We start from the raw sequence: 17545 nt of genomic DNA on the forward strand, positions 1-17545 counted from the left end.
GACGTCAGGATTCCTTGCGGGTTTCGGCCCGGACCCAATCGAGATACGCCGGCAGCCCGGCGCTGGCTTGGACCGCGATCGCCTCCGGCAGTTCATACGGATGCAGCGCCTGCAGCCGCGCGATGGCGTCCGGCAGGCGGTCTTCCCAGGTCTTGATCAACAGCTGCACTTCCTGGCTGCGCTCGATCGCCCCGTTCCAGCGGTACAGCGACTGCACGCCGGGCAACTGGGTGACGCAGGCGGCCAGACGCTCGTCCAGCAGCACGCGCGCAATGCGCTCGGCGCTGTCGGCATCCGGGCAGGTGCTGAACAACAGATGGAGGGAAGAGGCGCTCATGTGACCGCGCAGTGTAATCCCCTGTTTGCGGGGGATCGACCGCAGATTCCGGAACAGGGCGTCAAGTTCGCTGGGCCTGGCGGCTGGCCGGCGATACCGGTCCTGCGCCTGCCCGCTGATGTTGAATGACGCAGGCCGACGGCTCGCGCGCCTGCTGCGCGGTCGGGCATGTGGATTGCCGCTGCAGGCCGTCTCCCGGCCCGGCGCCTGGGGCGCCGGGCCGGGCCGGATCAATTGGCCAGCTGGCAGCTGGCCGGCTTGGCCGAGGTGAACAGGCTCGAGGTCGCCCATTCGGGGTGATCCACGAACGGGTTGCGGTTGCCCTGGAAGCTGAAGATCACCTGGTTGCGCGCCCGCTCGGCATCGTCCGGCGGGTCGGCCTGGTGCCAGGCCAGCAGCGTGGACAACAGGCCCATGTAGGCCGGCGAAGCCGAGGTCTGCACGATCTTGCTGCGGTCGTCGGTGAGTTCCAGGTCCGGCTCGGACTGCCCGGTGGCCGCGTCGGTGCCGCCTTCATAGCGGATCGCCATGTACATCACCGCACGCGCCATGTCGCCCTTGCGCTTGCCCCACACCTCGAAGGTACCGCCGTTGCCATCCGGGGTGCGCACCCAGTTGGAATTGCCCGGATAGCGCCCGCTGCCGCCGCCACTGCCGTCATTGACCTCGGTGACCCGCTCGCCGCAGCTGCTGGTGCAGGCCGCGTACGGCTTGTTGCCGCGGTCGGCGTTGAAGGCGGTGTCGGTGAGATACAGCATGTGGGTGTCGGTGTAGGGCGCATACGGCAGCCCCTTGTCGCCGCTGGCGCTGCCGAAGCCCAGCGAGTTGGGCCAGGTGTGCTCGCGGTTGTAGGTCAGCCCGCTCCCGGTGCCGGCACGGTCGCTGCCCTTGGCGTAGCTGCGGTTGCGGTAGGCGTCCAGGATCCGGCCGCTGTTGTTGGGATCTTCGTCGGCCATCTCCAGGATGGTCCAGGTGCTGGTGCCCGAGCCGCTGTACGGATAGACCGTGTGGCCCTTGATCACGGTGTGCAGCGAACAGCGCAACTGGCTGGCATTGGCGGTGTTGACCCGCGAGTAGTAACCGGTGCCGCCGCCGCTGGCGGTGGCCACGGTGAAGGCGATCGACTGGTTGGCGGCCGGGCTCAGCCCGCTGGCATCGCGGATGGCGCTGGCGGTGATCGCCAGAGTGCAGCGCTCGCCACCGACCAAGGCGGTGTTGGTGGACAGGCTGAAGCGGGTGCCGCTGGTCGGGTAGCTCAGCGCCACCGTGCCGGAGCTGGCGCAGCTCAGTGCGAAGGCGCCGCTGCTCAGCGTCACCGCCTCGCTGAAGCCCACGCTCAGGTCGCCGGCGGCGGGAAAGCCGGTCGCGCCCTGGGTCGGGGTGGTGCTGGTGATCGTCGGTGCCGCGCCGGTCTCGCCGCCACCGCCGCTGCCGTTGAAGCTCTGGCCGCGGTTGCACGCGCCAAAGGTCTGCGCCGACGAGCCGGCCCAGCTGAAGTTGGCCGCGCTGCTGCCGGTGCCGGTCAGTTGCAGCGAGCTGCCGACCGCGCTGCTGTTGCTCTCGCTGACCGGCAGGTTCTGGCTGGTGATGCCGGCGGCAGGGCCGCCGCTGGCGGTGATGGCGCCTTCGTAACTGAGGAACTGCACCAGCTGCCCGTTGGGGTCGACCAGCGCCACCCCGTCGTTGGGCCCGTTCTGCACGCCATTGCTGGCGTAGCCGACCGTGGCCACGCGCACCTGGCTGCCGCAGCTGACCAGGCTGCCGGCCGGCACCGCCGTATTGGCGTAAACCGTGGCCGCGCCCGGTGTGCTGCCGTTGTACAGATAGATGCGGTAGCCGCTCAGCGATTCGCCGGCGGTGGCCACCACTTCCACGCCTTCGCCGCTGTCGCCGGAGGCGCCTGCGTCGTCGTAATGCAGTTCGTTGATGAACACCGCCGCGTGGGCGGTGGGGACGGCCAGTACGAGCGCACAGGCCAGGGGAAGCGTGCAGCTGGGGGACCAGCGCAAGGGGAAAGCACGGGCAGGGGAAGGCAACCTCATCGACAGCTCCTTGTGATCGGGGAATGCGTGGCCGACTGTAAAACGTGCGCATGACAATCGGTGGAACCTGGTTCCATTTTTAGAGCGGCTGCTCCGGCGACTGCTCGGTGCGCACCGTCCGGCGTGCCAGTGGCTCGGTAGCCGGTCTCAGGCGCAGCTGGCGATCGCGCAGCCCGGTTCCCACCACGGTTCCCACCCGGCTGACCGTCGCCAGCGGGCAATGCGCGCCAGGTCGTGTCGGCCGCTTCGCGGTCCTGGCACGGAACTGCCCGGCGAAAATTTTTTGCCCCCAGCCCTTGAAAGCTGGCCACACAGCACAATCTCTGGCCCGCACCCGCTCTGTCGGGTTTTTTCCGCGCGCTGTGCTGGCAGTCGTCACATACGAGTGCTAACATCGCCGATAATTTCCAGACCAATCAATCACTTAAGAGGGTCTTTCTCTATGAGCATCAAGCCGCTTCACGACCGCGTTGTAGTCAAGCCGATCGAAGCCGACGAAGTTTCCGCCGGCGGCATCGTGATCCCGGACTCCGCCAAGGAAAAGTCCACCAAGGGTGAAGTCGTCGCCATCGGCGCCGGCAAGCCCCTGGACAACGGCAGCCTGCGCGCGCCGGTGGTCAAGGTTGGCGACAAGGTCATCTACGGCCAGTACGCCGGCAGCAGCTACAAGTCCGAAGGCGTCGAGTACAAGGTGCTGCGCGAAGACGACATCCTGGCGGTCATCGGCTGATAGCCGTTGACGGCGGGATTCGGGAGTGGGGATTCGGGATTGGCCACTGCGCTTGGCGCAGCTGATCCCGCATCTCCCCCGAACCCCGCTTTAGCCAATCCCCAATCCCCAATCTCAAATTCCGGAGTTACAACAAATGGCTGCTAAAGACATTCGTTTCGGTGAAGACGCACGTACCCGTATGGTTCGTGGCGTCAACGTGCTTGCCAATGCCGTCAAGGCCACCCTGGGCCCGAAGGGCCGCAACGTCGTGCTCGAGAAGAGCTTCGGCGCGCCGACCATCACCAAGGACGGCGTTTCCGTCGCCAAGGAAATCGAACTGGCTGACAAGTTCGAGAACATGGGCGCGCAGATGGTCAAGGAAGTCGCTTCCAAGACCAACGACAACGCTGGCGACGGCACCACCACTGCCACCGTGCTGGCCCAGGCCCTGATCCGCGAAGGCGCCAAGGCTGTGGCCGCCGGCATGAACCCGATGGACCTCAAGCGCGGTATCGACCAGGCCGTCAAGGCCGCCGTCATCGAGCTGAAGAACATCTCCAAGCCCACCACCGACGACAAGGCAATTGCCCAGGTCGGCACCATCTCGGCCAACTCGGACGAATCGATCGGCAACATCATTGCCGAAGCGATGCAGAAGGTCGGCAAGGAAGGCGTGATCACCGTTGAAGAAGGCTCGGGCCTGGAAAACGAGCTGGACGTGGTCGAGGGCATGCAGTTCGATCGCGGCTACCTCTCCCCGTACTTCATCAACAACCAGCAGAGCCAGTCGGCCGACCTGGACGACCCGTTCATCCTGCTGCACGACAAGAAGATCTCCAACGTGCGCGACCTGCTGCCCGTGCTGGAAGGCGTGGCCAAGGCCGGCAAGCCGTTGCTGATCGTCGCTGAAGAAGTCGAAGGCGAAGCGCTGGCCACCCTGGTGGTCAACACCATCCGTGGCATCGTCAAGGTCGTGGCCGTCAAGGCACCGGGCTTCGGCGACCGTCGCAAGGCGATGCTGGAAGACATGGCCGTGCTGACCGGCGGCACCGTGATCTCCGAGGAAGTGGGTCTGGCGCTGGAGAAGGCCACGATCAAGGACCTGGGCCGCGCGAAGAAGGTGCAGGTCTCCAAGGAGAACACCACCATCATCGACGGCGCCGGCGACTCGGCCACGATCGAAGCCCGCGTTGGCCAGATCAAGACCCAGATCGAAGACACCTCGTCCGATTACGACCGCGAGAAGCTGCAGGAGCGCGTGGCCAAGCTGGCCGGTGGCGTTGCAGTGATCAAGGTCGGCGCGTCGACCGAAATCGAAATGAAGGAAAAGAAGGCCCGCGTCGAAGACGCCCTGCACGCCACCCGTGCAGCCGTCGAAGAAGGCGTGGTCCCGGGCGGCGGTGTGGCCCTGGTGCGTGCGCTGGTGGCCGTCGGTAACCTGACCGGTGCCAACGAAGACCAGACCCACGGCATCCAGATCGCCCTGCGCGCGATGGAAGCCCCGCTGCGCGAAATCGTGGCCAATGCCGGCGAAGAGCCGTCCGTGATCCTGAACAAGGTCAAGGAAGGCACCGGCAACTACGGCTACAACGCGGCCAACGGCGAGTTCGGCGACATGGTCGAGTTCGGCATCCTGGATCCGACCAAGGTCACCCGCTCGGCGCTGCAGAACGCAGCCTCGATCGCCGGCCTGATGATCACCACCGAAGCCATGGTGGCCGATGCACCGAAGAAGGACGAGCCGGCGATGCCGGCCGGCGGTGGCATGGGCGGCATGGGCGGCATGGATTTCTGATCCACGCCACTCGGCTGTTGCAGCACAAAGGACCCCGCCGAAAGGCGGGGTTTTTTTGTGGGCGATGAGATGGATGCCGCAAGAGGTCGTGCGTGGCCACGCAGACCCCATCATGACCCGTAGGAGCGCCCCTGGGCGCGAAGAGGCTTTATCGGGAACGCCCCAATCGCGCCCGGGTGCGCTCCTACGCGGCGCAGATGCCACCGGTTCGCGCAATCGGTTCGCGGCCCCAACCGTGTCGAACCCGGCGCTTGCATGGCCACGCAAACCCCATGACCCCGTAGGAGCGCCCCAGGGCGCGAAGGGGCTTCACCGGGAATGCCCCAGTCGCGCCCGGGTGCGCTCCTACGCAGGGGCGATGCCATTGGCTTGCGCAATCGGTTCGCGGCCTCGACCGTGTCGAACTCGGCGCTTGCATGGCCACGCAAACCCCATGACCCCGTAGGAGCGCCCCAGGGCGCGAAGGGGCTTCACCGGGAATGCCCCAATCGCGCCCGGGTGCGCTCCTACGCGGGGCCGATGCCATTGGCTTGCGCAATCGGTTCGCGGCCCCAACCGTGTCGACGTGCGTGCCATCGCGTGGATCGCGAACCCCATCACACTTGCATGACAGTGTGTTGACATCGATGTCAGCGCCAACCTAGCGTCGCTGGGCAGGCGCTTGCGCCGAACGGTCGGGGGGCCATCGGACAGGGGGCGGCGATGCGGTGCATCGCTCGCAGGCGTCGTTGCAGTGGAACGCCACGCCGGCCATGCCGGCCTCTCCCGGGGATCTTATGAACTGCCGCAGTCATCGCCTTGCCTTGTCGATTTCCTTGTCCCTCGCCCTGACCGCCGCCATCGCACCGTCGGCGGCGGCGGCGGCCCAGCAGGCCGAGCCGGAGCAACCGCGCGCCACCTCCACCCTGGACGCGGTCAGCGTCACCGGCTCGCGCATCAAGCGCGCGCAGGTCGAGGGCGCGCAACCGGTGGTCACCATCTCTGCGCAGCAGATCCAGCAGGAGGGATTCGCCACCGTCTACGACGTGCTCAACAGCATGAACCAGCAGGGCTCGGTTGAGGCCGACACGCAATGGGGCTCGCATACGCCCAACGCCTCGCCGATCAACCTGCGCGACCTGGGCCCGGGCCGCACCCTGCTGCTGGTCAACGGCCACCGCGTGGCCGACTACCCGCTGCCGTACGGCGGCGAGAGCAACTTTTCCAACTACAGCAACATCCCGTCTGCGGCGGTGGAGCGCATCGACATCCTGACCGGCGGCGCCTCGGCGATCTACGGCTCGGACGCGGTGGCCGGCGTGGTCAACGTGATCCTCAAGCGCGATTACCAGGGCGACCAGGTGCGGCTGCGCGGCGGCACTGCCACCGAAGGCGGCCGCGACAGCTTCGACGTGTCCTGGGCCGGCGGGCGCACCGGCGAGAACTGGAGCCTGACCTACGCGCTGCAGGCCACCCGGCGCGATCCGCTGAGCGGGCGCGATCGCCCCGAGATGGACGATTCCGACGACATGGCCTATTCCAACTGGACCGGGCAGAACCGCCGCTACGGCTTCAACCCGTTCACCGGCCTGAGCCTGGTCGATGCCAACACCAACGAACGCCTCGCACCGCCCGCCGGCACCTGCGCGCGCTTCGGCGGCGAGTTCATCAACGGGCAGCGGCTGAGCTACAACCAGAACACCGGGGTGGTCACCAACGCCGGCGACTACTGCGGCGTGGCGCGCGACTACGGCGACTGGGGGCTGGTCACCGGCAGCGAGGACTATTCGGCCTATCTCTACGGCACCTGGAAGTTCGGCGAGCACACCGAAGCCTGGGCCACGCTGTCGGCCAACCGCAGCATCGGCCGTTGGACCTACGACCCGCCGTACGTGTATCTGGGTCCGTTCCAGGACGCCGACACCGGCCGCTCGCTGTATGCGATCCGGCAGCTCACCCGGCGCGAGGCCGGCGGTTGGGACCGGCTGGCCAACTACAACAAGGAGCAGTCCTGGGACCTGAGCGCCGGCTTGCGTGGCGTGTGGGCCGACCGCTTCGACTGGGAGCTGAGCGTGGGCCGCTCGCGCTACACGGTGGACGAATACGTACGCACCGTGGACACCGCCCGCGCCACCGATTATTTCCTCGGCAGCCCCACCGGCAGCGCCGCCGACGGCACGCCGATCTATGCGATCAACCAGGCGCGCCTGTATGCACCGCTGTCCTCGAGCGAGTACGACGAGCTGGTCGCCAAATCGCATAACTCGGCGTATTCGTGGGTGAACCAGGCCAGCTTCAGCCTGAGCGGCGATCTGGTGCAGGGCTGGGCCGGGCCGATCCGCTTCGCCACCGTGGCCGAAGTCGCCAAGCAGGGCTACCAGCTGTCGCCCGACCCCTGCGCCAACGAGTGCTATCCGGTCGATGTGGTGGACAGTGGCGGCGGCGAGCGCATGCGCAGTTCGGCCGGGCTGGAATTGCAGATTCCGCTGCTGTCGACGCTGAGCGCCAATGTCGCCGGCCGCTACGATCGCTACGGCAGTTACCGTTCTTCGGCGGCGATTCCGACCGATGTCGGCACCCAAAGCGACACCACCTGGAGCGCGGGTCTGGAGTGGCGCCCGGTCGAGAGCCTGTTGGTGCGCAGCACGCTGGCCACCAGCTTCCGCGCGCCGGACATGCATTACGTGCTCGGCGAACCCAGCTCCACCAACCAGACCGTGATCGACCAGTACCGCTGCATCGCCACCGGCGCGTATCTCACCGGCGGCTGCAACGACGAGAACAGCAACATCTACTACACCGTGGACGTGAACCGTCGCGGCACGCCGGATCTGCGCTCGGAAACCGGCCGCTCGTTCACCGGCGGGGTGGTGTGGGACATCGTGCAGGGCCTGTCGCTGAGCGTGGATTACTACCGCATCGAGCTGGAGGAAATGATCAAGGATCTGGACCGCGACGAGATCCTGTCGGCCGAAGCCGGCTGCCGCACCGGCACCACCATCAGCGGCGGCGCCTGGAACAATCCCGGCGGCGCCGGCTATTGCGACACCATCACCTCGCGCGTGTTGCGCAATGCCGACGGCACCATTGCCAGCATCGAGCGCGGCCCGATCAACCTGGCGCAGATGGAAACCTCCGGCATCGATGCCTCGCTGAAATACCGGCTTGCCGCGGCGGGTTGGGGCAACTTCCAGTTGTCGCTGGACTACAACAATCTGCTGGCCTATCGCGAGCAGATCTACCGCACCGACAGCGACGAAAACCGCCGCGACGAACGCGTGCGCAGCCGTGTGCGGGGCAGCGTGCATTGGGACAACGGCGGCGCCTGGGACTGGACGGTGTACTTCCGCCGGCTCGGCTCCATGCGCGCGGTCAACTGGGGCACCTGCGAGCGCTTCGACGACGGCTACCAACCCAGTGCCTCGGACGCATGCGTGGTCACCGACACCGCCAACGTGCATCTGGGCGAGAGCAGCAAGCGCTACTTCGGCCGCGTCGGCCCGGCGATCTACTGGAATCTCAGCACCGGCTACAGGATCACCGACCACGCCAAGGTCAACTTCTACGTCAACAACGTGTTCAACGAAGTGGGCTACGAGAACAAGGAGCGCTTCTACGGTTACGGCTTCTACAACACCACCTTGTTCAACCCGATCGGCCGCGAAGTGGCGGCGGAATATGTGTTTACGTTCTGATTGAAGGTGCTGGCCGCATCGCACGCCGCGGCAGAGCGCCGTGGCGTGCGATGCATCGTCGATGCCATCTGCGCAGGCAAGCCGTGCTCGATCCCGGCCTGCCAACGCGCGCGTGGTAATGCCGCGCATCGGTTCGCCCAGCTTGTCGTGCGCCGCGGTGGTCGGCGCGACACATGCGGCTTGCAGGCACCCCGCGGGAGCACCGCTGCAACGTTCCGTTGCCGATGAAACAGTGGCAACGGCCAAACGTGCGTGGTATCAATGCACTCAATGAACGCACCCCGCAGCCAGTTTTACTTTTGGTACTACGGTTTTCCGATGCCGCTGGCGGAGGACGGATTGCGCTCACCCTGAAGAAATCTTCAGCAGCATTCCCGAAAAGCCGCCAGCGCACACTGGCGGCTTTTTTGTTGCCGCCGCGCCTGGCTCCCTGATGCAACACCGCCCACCGAGACACTGTTATGCCGCCTGTGACCGATGACCTGCGTATCCGCAAGATCGAAGCCCTTGCCCCGCCCTCGCAGCTGCTGTCGCTGCTGCCCTGCGACGAGCGAGCCTCCGAGACCGTGACCAATTCGCGTGCCGCGCTGCACGAGATCCTGCATGGCCGTGACGACCGCCTGGCGGTGGTGATCGGGCCCTGCTCGATCCACGATCCGGTCGCGGCGATGGACTACGCGCACCGCCTGCGCCCGCTGCGCGAGCAATTCGGCGACGCGCTGGAGATCGTGATGCGGGTGTACTTCGAAAAGCCGCGCACCACCATCGGCTGGAAGGGCCTGATCAACGATCCGGATCTGGATGGCAGCTTCCAGATCAACAAGGGCCTGCGGGTGGCGCGCGGTCTGCTGCGCGACATCAACAACCTCGGCCTGCCGGCCGGTGTGGAATTCCTCGACATCATCTCGCCGCAGTACATCGCTGACCTGGTGGCCTGGGGCGCGATTGGCGCGCGCACCACCGAAAGCCAGGTGCATCGCGAAATGGCCTCGGGCCTGTCGTGCCCGGTGGGCTTCAAGAACGGCACCGGCGGCGACGTCAAGATTGCGGTGGACGCGGTGGGTGCGGCCTCGCACCCGCATCATTTCTTGGCCGTGACCAAGGACGGCCACACTGCGGTGGCCGCGACCGCAGGCAACCCGGATTGCCACGTGATCCTGCGCGGCGGCAAGCAGCCCAACTTCGACGCGGCCAATGTGGAAGCGGCCAGCCAGGTGCTCACCACGTCCGGCTTGCCGGCGCGGCTGATGATCGACGCCAGCCACGCCAACAGCGGCAAGAATCCCGAGAACCAGCCCAAGGTCATCGACGATATCGCCACGCAACTGGAAGGCGGCGAGACCCGCATCGTCGGCGTCATGGTGGAAAGCCACCTGGTCGGCGGACGCCAGGAACTGGTGCCCGGCTGCGCACTGACCTACGGCCAGAGCATCACCGACGGCTGCCTGGGGTGGGACGCCTCGGTGCAGGTGCTCGAGCGCCTGGCGACGGCCGTGCGCGCACGTCGCGCAAGGCGGGTTGCCGAAGCTGCGTGATCGTTGATGCGGTGGGGCGAGAACACGAGGCTTCTCGCGTACCCTCATCCTGCGCTACGCGCCACCTTCTCCCGCCGGGAGAAGGGAGAAGGGAGAAGGGAGAAGCCCCTCTCGAGCAGCCTGGCAATGAACACAAGCGCACGCGTGCTGATGGCCGCTCCAGAACGAGAACGCCGGGCCGGCGCAGGGAGCCGGCCCGACGGATTGGACACCACCCAGTGGTGACCCGTCGCGCCCAGCGGCAGGAGGGGGAGAGAGCCATCCTGCCGCCGAATGCGAGCGGGCAGGAACGTTATCCGCCACATCCGTGACATCGCGATGTCGCAGCATGTCGATGCCAGCAATGAAGTTCGCGAAGCGTTAAACACTGGCACGACGACCGTGCTCCGATCTTTCTAGCAACACCGTCACGCTGCGCTACAAGCGCCGATTCCCGATTCCCGAATCCCGGCTCACCCCAACATATCCCCCGTCTCCAACCAGCGCTGATGCCACGACAAGGCCTCGGTCAGCAGATGCGGGGTGTGCTTGCCATAGCTGTCGCGATTGGCGCGCGCCACATAATCTTCCAGCGCATCGCGGTAGCGCGGGTGTACGCAGTGATCGAGCAACTGGCGTGCGCGTTGCTTGGGTGTGAGGCCGCGCAGATCGGCCAGGCCTTGTTCGGTGACGATCACCGAGACATCGTGTTCGGTGTGATCGACATGGCTGACCATCGGCACGATCGACGAGATGCTGCCAGCCTTGGCGATGCTGGGGCTCAGGAAGATCGACAGGAAGCCGTTGCGCGCAAAGTCGCCGGAACCGCCGATGCCGTTCATGATGCGGCTACCCATCACGTGGGTGGAATTGACGTTGCCGTACAGGTCGGCCTCGATCATGCCGTTCATGCCGATGCAGCCAAGCCGGCGCACCAGCTCCGGATGATTGGAAATCTCCTGCGTGCGCATGATGATGCGTTGCCGGTAGAAATCGATATTGCGCTTGAACTCCTCGTTGCCTTCCGGGCTGAGCGCAAAACCGGTGCACGAGGCATAGCGCAGCACGCCATCGCGCAGCAGCGCGAGCATGCCGTCCTGGATCACTTCGGTGAACGCTTCCAGGTCGCGGAAGCCGCTGCGTGCAAGCCCCGCCAGCACCGCATTGGGAATATTGCCCACGCCCGATTGCAGCGGCAGCAGGCTGGCCGGCAGCCGGCCCTTGTCCACTTCATGGCGCAGGAACGCGATCAGGTGCTCGGCGATGCGTTCGCTGCTGTCGTCGGCGGCAGCGAACGGGCTGTTGCGATCCGGGCCATGCGTGCGCACCACTGCCACGATCTTGTCCGGATCGCAGCGCAGGCTGGGCTCGCCGATGCGGTCGTCGCCGTGGATCAACGGGATCGGCTTGCGTTGCGGCGGCAGCGCAGTGCCGTAGTACACGTCGTGCATGCCATCCAGGCCGGCCGGCTGCCAGTCGTTGACCTCGATGATCACCTTGCTGGCCAGGTCCAGCCAGGTCTTGTTGTTGCCGATCGAGGTGGACGGCACCAGGCTGCCGTCGGCGCGGATCGCCGAGACTTCCACCACGGCGGTGTCGATCTGCCCGTAGAAGCCGAACCACACGTGCTGGGCGACGTGGCTGAGATGGATGTCGATATAGTCCAGCGTGCCGGCGTTGATGCGTTGGCGCGCGTCCGGGTCGGACTGGAACGGCATGCGCATGGCGATGCCGTCGGCCTTGGCCAGCGCGCCGTCCAGTTCCGGCGCGGTGGACGCGCCGGTCATCAGCTTGATCTGGAATGGCTGGCCCTGCAGATGCGCCGCTTCGATACGCTGTGCCAACGCCATCGGCACCGCCTTGGGGTAACCGGAGCCGGTGAAGCCGCTCATCGCCACGGTCTCGCCGGGCTGGATCAATGCGGCAGCGGCCTCGGCAGAAACCAGGCGCTCGCGCAGCGGCGCGTACAGGATGCGTTCGTCGGACATGGCGGCACAGCGGGACAGGGGACTGCCATTATCGCCGCTGCATGCGCTGGCGGCGCTGCGACCATGGTGCAATGCACCGGTGCAGATGGCCGCAACTGCGTGCGAAGCGGACTGTTGCGTGCCAGGTCGGTTGGGGCAACACATCGACGCTGCGTCCGCTTTCGTTGCCGCATCTGCAACCTGTCGTCGGCGTTGCCGCCGGCAGGCCTGTGGTCGCCTGGTGAGCGCAGGCCGGCAAGCCCTGTGCACTGCTGCGCTGTAGTACATCGTCAACGCATCCCCAGCTGCCGTGCAGCGGATGCGGTGATGCGCTACCGGCTATGTTCACGCCTCGCCGCCAGCGCAACCGCGATAGTGGCGGCAGACTCGACTTCTGCCTGCGCCCATGTCCTCTCTTCGCGACCGCTTCCAGCGCTGGCCCCGGCCAGGGCGCATCGCAGTGGTCGTGCTGGTGGCGCTGTATGCGCTGTATCTGCTGGCCGGCAACCTGTTTCTCAACACGCCGCTGTTCGATGCCGTCACCAACCGGCAGCCGCATAAATTCACCATGCAGACCGGCCCGGCACTGACCGTGTTTCCGGGGCAGGTGATGGCCTGGAACGTGCGCATGCGTGGGCAGGCCAACCGCACCGTGTACGTGTTTCACGCCGACCGCGCCAATGCGCGCGTGGCCTTGCTTGCACTGTTGCGGCGCGAGGTGCGCCTGCCCTGGCTGCATGCCACCGGCCTGGAAGCGGAAGTGGAAACCTCCGACACGCCCATTCCGCCACCGCCGCGCGGCGATCAGGGCTGGACGCTGCGCTTCGATGCGATCACCAGCAACAGCATCCGCAGTGCGCGCCTGGGCAAGCTGCTGATCGCCGGGCAGGGCCACGGCAGCGTCGGCTTCCTCAAGCAGCTCAAGGGCGGCCCGTCGGAGCTGTTTCCCTCCGAAGCGAGCTTTCGCGATGCGGTGGTCAGCTATGACGGGGTGCAGGTGTTTAATGGCGCGCAGCTGGATGCGCAATTCCAGTTTCCGCGCCATTACCGCGACCAGGCGCCGGGCCTGCGCAAGCTCGGCATTACCCATGCGCGCCTGCAGCTGAAGGCGGCGACCGTGGCGTTGAAGATCGACACCGGCGCGCCGCATGTGGACATCCGCAGCGGGCCGTCCGCGGCGCGGGTGGAGGCCGACATCACGCTGGATCGCGGCACCCTGCAGGAGGGCAGCCATGCGGTCTGGCGTCTGCCGTTGATGGCCGGCGTCGGCGCGACCGACCGCGGCATGCTGGCGCTGCAGCTGGACGTGGCGCGCGACATCCGTGTGCAGGCACGCCTGCCGCGCGACGAGAAGACGGGCAGCGAACTGCAGGCCGATCTGCGCATCGCCGGGCGCAGCATTCCCTTCCAGGATCCTGCGCAGGTGCTGCCGCGCCTGTCCGGGCAGGTGCGTGGGCGCTGGCAGTTCGAATCGCTGAACTGGATCGCCGAGCTGTTCGTGCGCAAGCCCTGGTTCCAGCTCGCAGGCGGCGGCCTGGTCGAGGCCGATCTGTGCTTGGCGCAAGGGCGGCTCGCCAGCGGCAGCAGCCTGGAGATTCCACGTGTGGAGGCGGTGGCGCAGGTGTTCGACACGCGGCTGGCCGGTATCGCCAAGGCGCATGGGCGCATCGACGATGCCGCCACGCCGCAGGCGCATCTGGAGGTGAGCATCCCCACCTTCAAGGCCGCACCGCGCGATGCGCCCAGGCAGGTCCTGCTGGACGGCCGCGATCTGCAGCTGGCCATGCATGGCGATGCCGAACTGGCGCGCCTACGCGACACGCTCAAGGCACAGCTGCGTTTCAGCGATGCGCGCGTTCCCGATCTCACCGTCTACAACCGTTACCTGCCCGGCAAGAACGTGCGCCTGCTCGGCGGCAGCGGCAGCCTGACCGGCGATGTGGCGCTCAATGCCGCCGGCGATGTGGGCAGCGGCCACGCCAACCTGCGCGGGCAGGGCGCGCACCTGGCGCTGGCCGGCGTGCAGATGCGTGGCGATGCCGAATTGCAGGCGCAGCTGCAGCGTGCCGATTTCAAGAACAAGTTCTTCGACCTCAGCGGCACGCGCGTGCGCCTGCGCAATATGCGTGTGGGCGACGACAGCAGCGACGCCAACTGGTGGGGGCAGATGCAGGTCGGTGCCGGCACCATCCAGGCCAGCGCACCGTTCCAGGTGGATGCCGATGCGGCGATCCGCATGCGCGATGTCGCGCCGCTGCTGTCGGTGTTTGCGCAACGTGCCGATTATCCGCGCTGGGTACTGGGCTTGCTGGATTCGGGCGAGCTCGACGCCACCGGCAGGGTACGTTGGCGCAAGCAGCAGTTGCTGATCGACGACCTGCATGCGGAGAATGCGCGGCTGTCGCTGCGTGCAAGGCTGGCCTTGAACGACGAGCAGCGGCGCGGCGATCTGTATCTGCGCTGGGGCGTGCTGGGCGCCGGGATCGAACTCGATGGCAAGCAGCGCCAGTGGCATCTGGCCGGCGCGCGCGAGTGGTACGACGCGCAGCCGGGGTTGTTGCCGGCGGTATCGAAGGCGAAGTAAGCGGCTCGTGGTTTGAGGCTTGCGTAATGCGGCCAGCTTTGCCGTCTTCGACGAGGCGTGCGCACACTGCCGGGCGTGTAGGACATCCACTGCACACAGGGCAGCCTGCCGGTGCCCAGCCGCAATCGCCGCTGCGCACCGCGCTCACGGTTTCCTTGGCACACTGCGCCACGCCGCGTGCGCGGTCTTCAGGAGCCTGCCGTCATGACGATGCCTGTTCGCGCCCGCTGGCAAAGGTTGCCCCGCCTGGTGCGTTGGCCGTTGCTGGCGTTACTGGTGGTGTACGCAAGCTATCTGCTGCTCGGCAACCTGTTGCTCAACACGCCACTCGGGCCGGCCGCGCTCAATCGCAAGCCGGACCGGTTCACCATGCACTGGGGCCCGGCAGTGACCTGGTGGCCGGGCCGGCTGACGCTGTGGAAGGTGGAGTTGCAAGGCCGCTCCACACGCACCCGCTGGAACGTCAGCGCGCAGCGCATGAGCGGGCAGGTGCGGCTATTGCCGTTGCTGCATCGGCAGTTGCTGGTGCCGGAGCTGCATGCGCACGGGGTGCGCGGCGGAATGCAGGCGGCTGTACCCACAGCCGGTACCGTGGCGACGCCAGCACCGGCGACAGCGCCGAACACGCAAGTCGCTGCCGCAGCGCCGGCTGACGCAGCCGGTACGCCGCAGCCAACGACCGCGCAGGACAAGCCACCCACACGCACCCCAGACCTCGCGGCGAGCACGCCGCCGCCCGCACGGACGACCGGCGCAGCCGCCCGCGTGCCGCCATCCTCTGGGGTCGCCAATACCGCTGGCGCACCCGCAGGTCCCGCATCGACCGCTCCGGCCTGGACCCTGCAGTTCGACCGCATCGTCGCCGATCAGGTGCAGGCAGTGACGCTGCGTCAGCTGCGGATCGAAGGCGATGGTCAGCTGCAGCTCGGTCTGTTCAAGCAGTTGCGTGGCGGGCCGATGGAAGTGTTTCCCTCGCGGGCGCGCTTCGACAACGCACGCATGCGCTGGGGTGACAGCGAAGTGCTGCGCAACGGCCAGCTGCGCATCGAAGCCAGCATCGCGCGGCATGCGCCGGAGCAGGCACGTGGGCTGGCCATGCTGCAGCTTGCCGATGCACAGGTGAGCGTGCATGGCGACACCGTGGCACTGGATGTCGTACGTAATGCGCAGGGGCGCCATACGCTCGCCACACGCGCCGGCACGGGGCGTGCGGATGGGCAGTTGCGCTGGATACGTGGCGCCTTGCAGCCCGGCAGCCAGCTGCAATGGCGCGCACCCCTGCACGACAGCACGCGCACGCCGGCCGCCCTGCTGGGCGAGCTTGCAGCGCAACTGCAGGTGGATCAGGACATGCGCCTGCAGGTGAGCATGCCCGAGCCGGCCGATGCCGGGCTGACCCTGGATGCGGATCTGCGCGTGCTGGGCCGGCAGCTGCCGCTGCAATCGATGCGCAGCCTGCTGCCGCGCACCTCCGGGCATGCGCGCCTGCATTGGCAGCTGTCTTCGCTGAGCTGGATTCCGGCGCTGTTCCCGGACGTGGACTGGCTGACGCTGGAAGGCGACGGACTGGTGGATGCGGATCTGCGCATCGATCACGGCCAGCTCGGTGCCGGCAGTCGCCTGCAGGTGCCGCACGTGCGTGCGCATGTCGGCGTGATGGGGCATGCGATCGATGGGCAGGCCAGTGCCGACCTGCGGGTGAGCGCCGATGCGAACGGACAGCTGCTGCCGGCACTTGCCTTGCAGATGCAGCAGTTCTCCATTGCGCACAGCGATGCGCCCACGCGCCCGTTCGTGCAGGGCCGCGACCTGCGTCTGGACCTGCAGACGCGCGCCGATGCACGCAACCTGGCCACGCTGCGCGACGCCACGCGCGCGCATCTGGTGTTCGCCAATGCGCGCGTGCCGGATCTGCGTGCCTACAACCGCTATCTGCCGCAGCAGCAACTGCGTTTCGATGGCGGCAACGGTGTGCTCAGTGGCGATCTGCAGATCGAACCCGGTGGGCGTATCGGCAAGGGTGGCTTGCGCATCGGTGCGCGTGCGGCGCGGCTGCAGTTTGCCGGCCTGGCACTGCGTGGCGATGTGGATGCGGATCTGCGCTTGCAACGCGGCGATCTGCGTGCGGAAAACTTTCGCCTCGACGCCAGCACCATCCAGCTGCGCAATATCGGATTCACCGGGCCGGATGGTCAGCGCCGCGATGGCTGGTGGGCGCGCATCGTGCTGGAGGACACCCGCATGCAATGGCACCAGCCGGTCGGCGTGGATGGTCGCGTGCGCATCCAGGTGCGCGATCTGGCGTTCCTGATGGCGCTGTACGCGCGCGACCGTTCGATTCCGAACTGGATGCTGCGGCTGGTGGATGCAGGCCAGGCGCAGGTGACCGGGCGCGTGCATTGGCAGGGCGACACCGTCATCGTCGATCGCTTGCAGGCGCGCAACCAACGCTTCCAGGTGGATGCGCGCCTGCGTTTGCAGGGCAGCCAACGCAGCGGCAGTCTGCTCGCGCGCTGGGGCATGTTGAGCGCGGCGGTGGGGTTGCGCGGCCAGACCCCGGAATGGCATCTGCTGCGTGCACCGGAGTGGTATCAGGCCCAGCCCGATCTGCTGCGCTGAGGTCGCCGCGCGCCAGTGCGGTGTGAAGGAAAAAGCGCCAGTTCTGTACTGCCTGGTGTTGTTTTGCAGTGCAGCGTGCAAGTGGCGTTCGGGGCGCGCACTATGATCCTGCATCCCGACGTGGGGGAGGGAGCAAAGCCCGCTGGCAGTTCGCTGCAAGCGGGCTTTTTTATTGCCTGAAGCTTGGCCAGTCAAGCCACTTGGCCTCCGCTCAGCGCGCGAAACGCCTAGTTGTTGAAGGCTTGCCCAGGCCACTGCCGGGTCACTTTGAGCATCAACCGCCTACATGTTCTCGATCCGC

At 66.9% G+C, this 17545-nt stretch carries 10 protein-coding genes; 7 read left to right on the forward strand and 3 right to left on the reverse strand.

Translation table 11 applies throughout. From position 1 onward, the window contains the following. Positions 1–4: 4 nt before the first annotated feature. Complete coding sequence (cutA, locus tag DGN21_RS02580) at positions 5–337, reverse strand: divalent-cation tolerance protein CutA (RefSeq protein WP_024940554.1); 333 nt, start codon at positions 335–337, stop codon at positions 5–7. 230 nt (positions 338–567) lie between these two features. Then, positions 568–2379 carry an endonuclease gene (locus tag DGN21_RS02585; RefSeq protein WP_126965246.1) on the reverse strand — a complete coding sequence of 604 codons (1812 nt, stop codon included), beginning with the start codon at positions 2377–2379 and terminating at the stop codon, positions 568–570. A 442-nt stretch (positions 2380–2821) separates the two neighbouring features. On the opposite strand from DGN21_RS02585, the gene DGN21_RS02590 reads away from it, so the two are divergent. From DGN21_RS02590 to DGN21_RS02610, 5 genes are all read left to right on the forward strand, one after another. Then, positions 2822–3109: a co-chaperone GroES gene (locus DGN21_RS02590; RefSeq protein WP_003483210.1), complete on the forward strand. Its 288-nt coding sequence runs from the start codon at positions 2822–2824 to the stop codon at positions 3107–3109. A gap of 136 nt (positions 3110–3245) precedes the next feature. After that, positions 3246–4886, forward strand: a complete 1641-nt coding sequence (gene groL, locus DGN21_RS02595) for a chaperonin GroEL (protein ID WP_011035771.1) — start codon at positions 3246–3248, stop codon at positions 4884–4886. 776 nt (positions 4887–5662) lie between these two features. Next, positions 5663–8560 (forward strand): TonB-dependent receptor, encoded by a 2898-nt coding sequence (locus DGN21_RS02600; RefSeq protein ID WP_126965245.1) that lies wholly within the window; start codon positions 5663–5665, stop codon positions 8558–8560. A gap of 224 nt (positions 8561–8784) precedes the next feature. Next, positions 8785–8994: a hypothetical protein gene (locus tag DGN21_RS02605; protein WP_126750501.1), complete on the forward strand. Its 210-nt coding sequence runs from the start codon at positions 8785–8787 to the stop codon at positions 8992–8994. A gap of 27 nt (positions 8995–9021) precedes the next feature. Continuing rightward, on the forward strand, positions 9022–10095 hold the full coding sequence (locus DGN21_RS02610; RefSeq protein WP_126965244.1) for a 3-deoxy-7-phosphoheptulonate synthase: 1074 nt from the start codon (positions 9022–9024) through the stop codon (positions 10093–10095). A gap of 452 nt (positions 10096–10547) precedes the next feature. Here the strand turns inward: DGN21_RS02610 and DGN21_RS02615 are convergent, their stop codons facing one another. Further along, complete coding sequence (locus tag DGN21_RS02615; protein ID WP_039523179.1) at positions 10548–12062, reverse strand: acetyl-CoA hydrolase/transferase family protein; 1515 nt, start codon at positions 12060–12062, stop codon at positions 10548–10550. Between the two features lie 385 nt (positions 12063–12447). Between DGN21_RS02615 and DGN21_RS02620 the strand changes: the two genes are divergently transcribed. Both DGN21_RS02620 and DGN21_RS02625 read left to right on the forward strand, forming a co-directional pair. Continuing rightward, on the forward strand, positions 12448–14625 hold the full coding sequence (locus DGN21_RS02620) for a hypothetical protein (RefSeq protein ID WP_215825115.1): 2178 nt from the start codon (positions 12448–12450) through the stop codon (positions 14623–14625). Positions 14626–14829: 204 nt separating this feature from the next. Next, the gene (locus DGN21_RS02625; RefSeq protein WP_126965242.1) at positions 14830–17244 is read left to right on the forward strand and encodes a hypothetical protein; all 2415 of its coding nucleotides are present in this window, start codon (positions 14830–14832) and stop codon (positions 17242–17244) included. Positions 17245–17545: the final 301 nt, after the last annotated feature.

It is taken from the genome of Xanthomonas sp. MLO165 (assembly GCF_018831305.1).
In the GTDB taxonomy this organism is placed as follows: Bacteria; Pseudomonadota; Gammaproteobacteria; order Xanthomonadales; family Xanthomonadaceae; genus Xanthomonas; species Xanthomonas arboricola.

Bases quoted from the DNA above. Each gene is read 5' to 3' on its own strand.
- DGN21_RS02590 (WP_003483210.1), top strand. From the start codon at position 2,822: ATGAGCATCAAGCCGCTTCACGACCGCGTTGTAGTCAAGCCGATCGAA.
- DGN21_RS02600 (WP_126965245.1), top strand. From the start codon at position 5,663: ATGAACTGCCGCAGTCATCGCCTTGCCTTGTCGATTTCCTTGTCCCTC.
- cutA (WP_024940554.1), bottom strand. From the start codon at position 337: ATGAGCGCCTCTTCCCTCCATCTGTTGTTCAGCACCTGCCCGGATGCC.
- groL (WP_011035771.1), top strand. From the start codon at position 3,246: ATGGCTGCTAAAGACATTCGTTTCGGTGAAGACGCACGTACCCGTATG.
- DGN21_RS02585 (WP_126965246.1), bottom strand. From the start codon at position 2,379: ATGAGGTTGCCTTCCCCTGCCCGTGCTTTCCCCTTGCGCTGGTCCCCC.
- DGN21_RS02615 (WP_039523179.1), bottom strand. From the start codon at position 12,062: ATGTCCGACGAACGCATCCTGTACGCGCCGCTGCGCGAGCGCCTGGTT.
- DGN21_RS02610 (WP_126965244.1), top strand. From the start codon at position 9,022: ATGCCGCCTGTGACCGATGACCTGCGTATCCGCAAGATCGAAGCCCTT.
- DGN21_RS02625 (WP_126965242.1), top strand. From the start codon at position 14,830: ATGACGATGCCTGTTCGCGCCCGCTGGCAAAGGTTGCCCCGCCTGGTG.
- DGN21_RS02605 (WP_126750501.1), top strand. From the start codon at position 8,785: ATGAAACAGTGGCAACGGCCAAACGTGCGTGGTATCAATGCACTCAAT.
- DGN21_RS02620 (WP_215825115.1), top strand. From the start codon at position 12,448: ATGTCCTCTCTTCGCGACCGCTTCCAGCGCTGGCCCCGGCCAGGGCGC.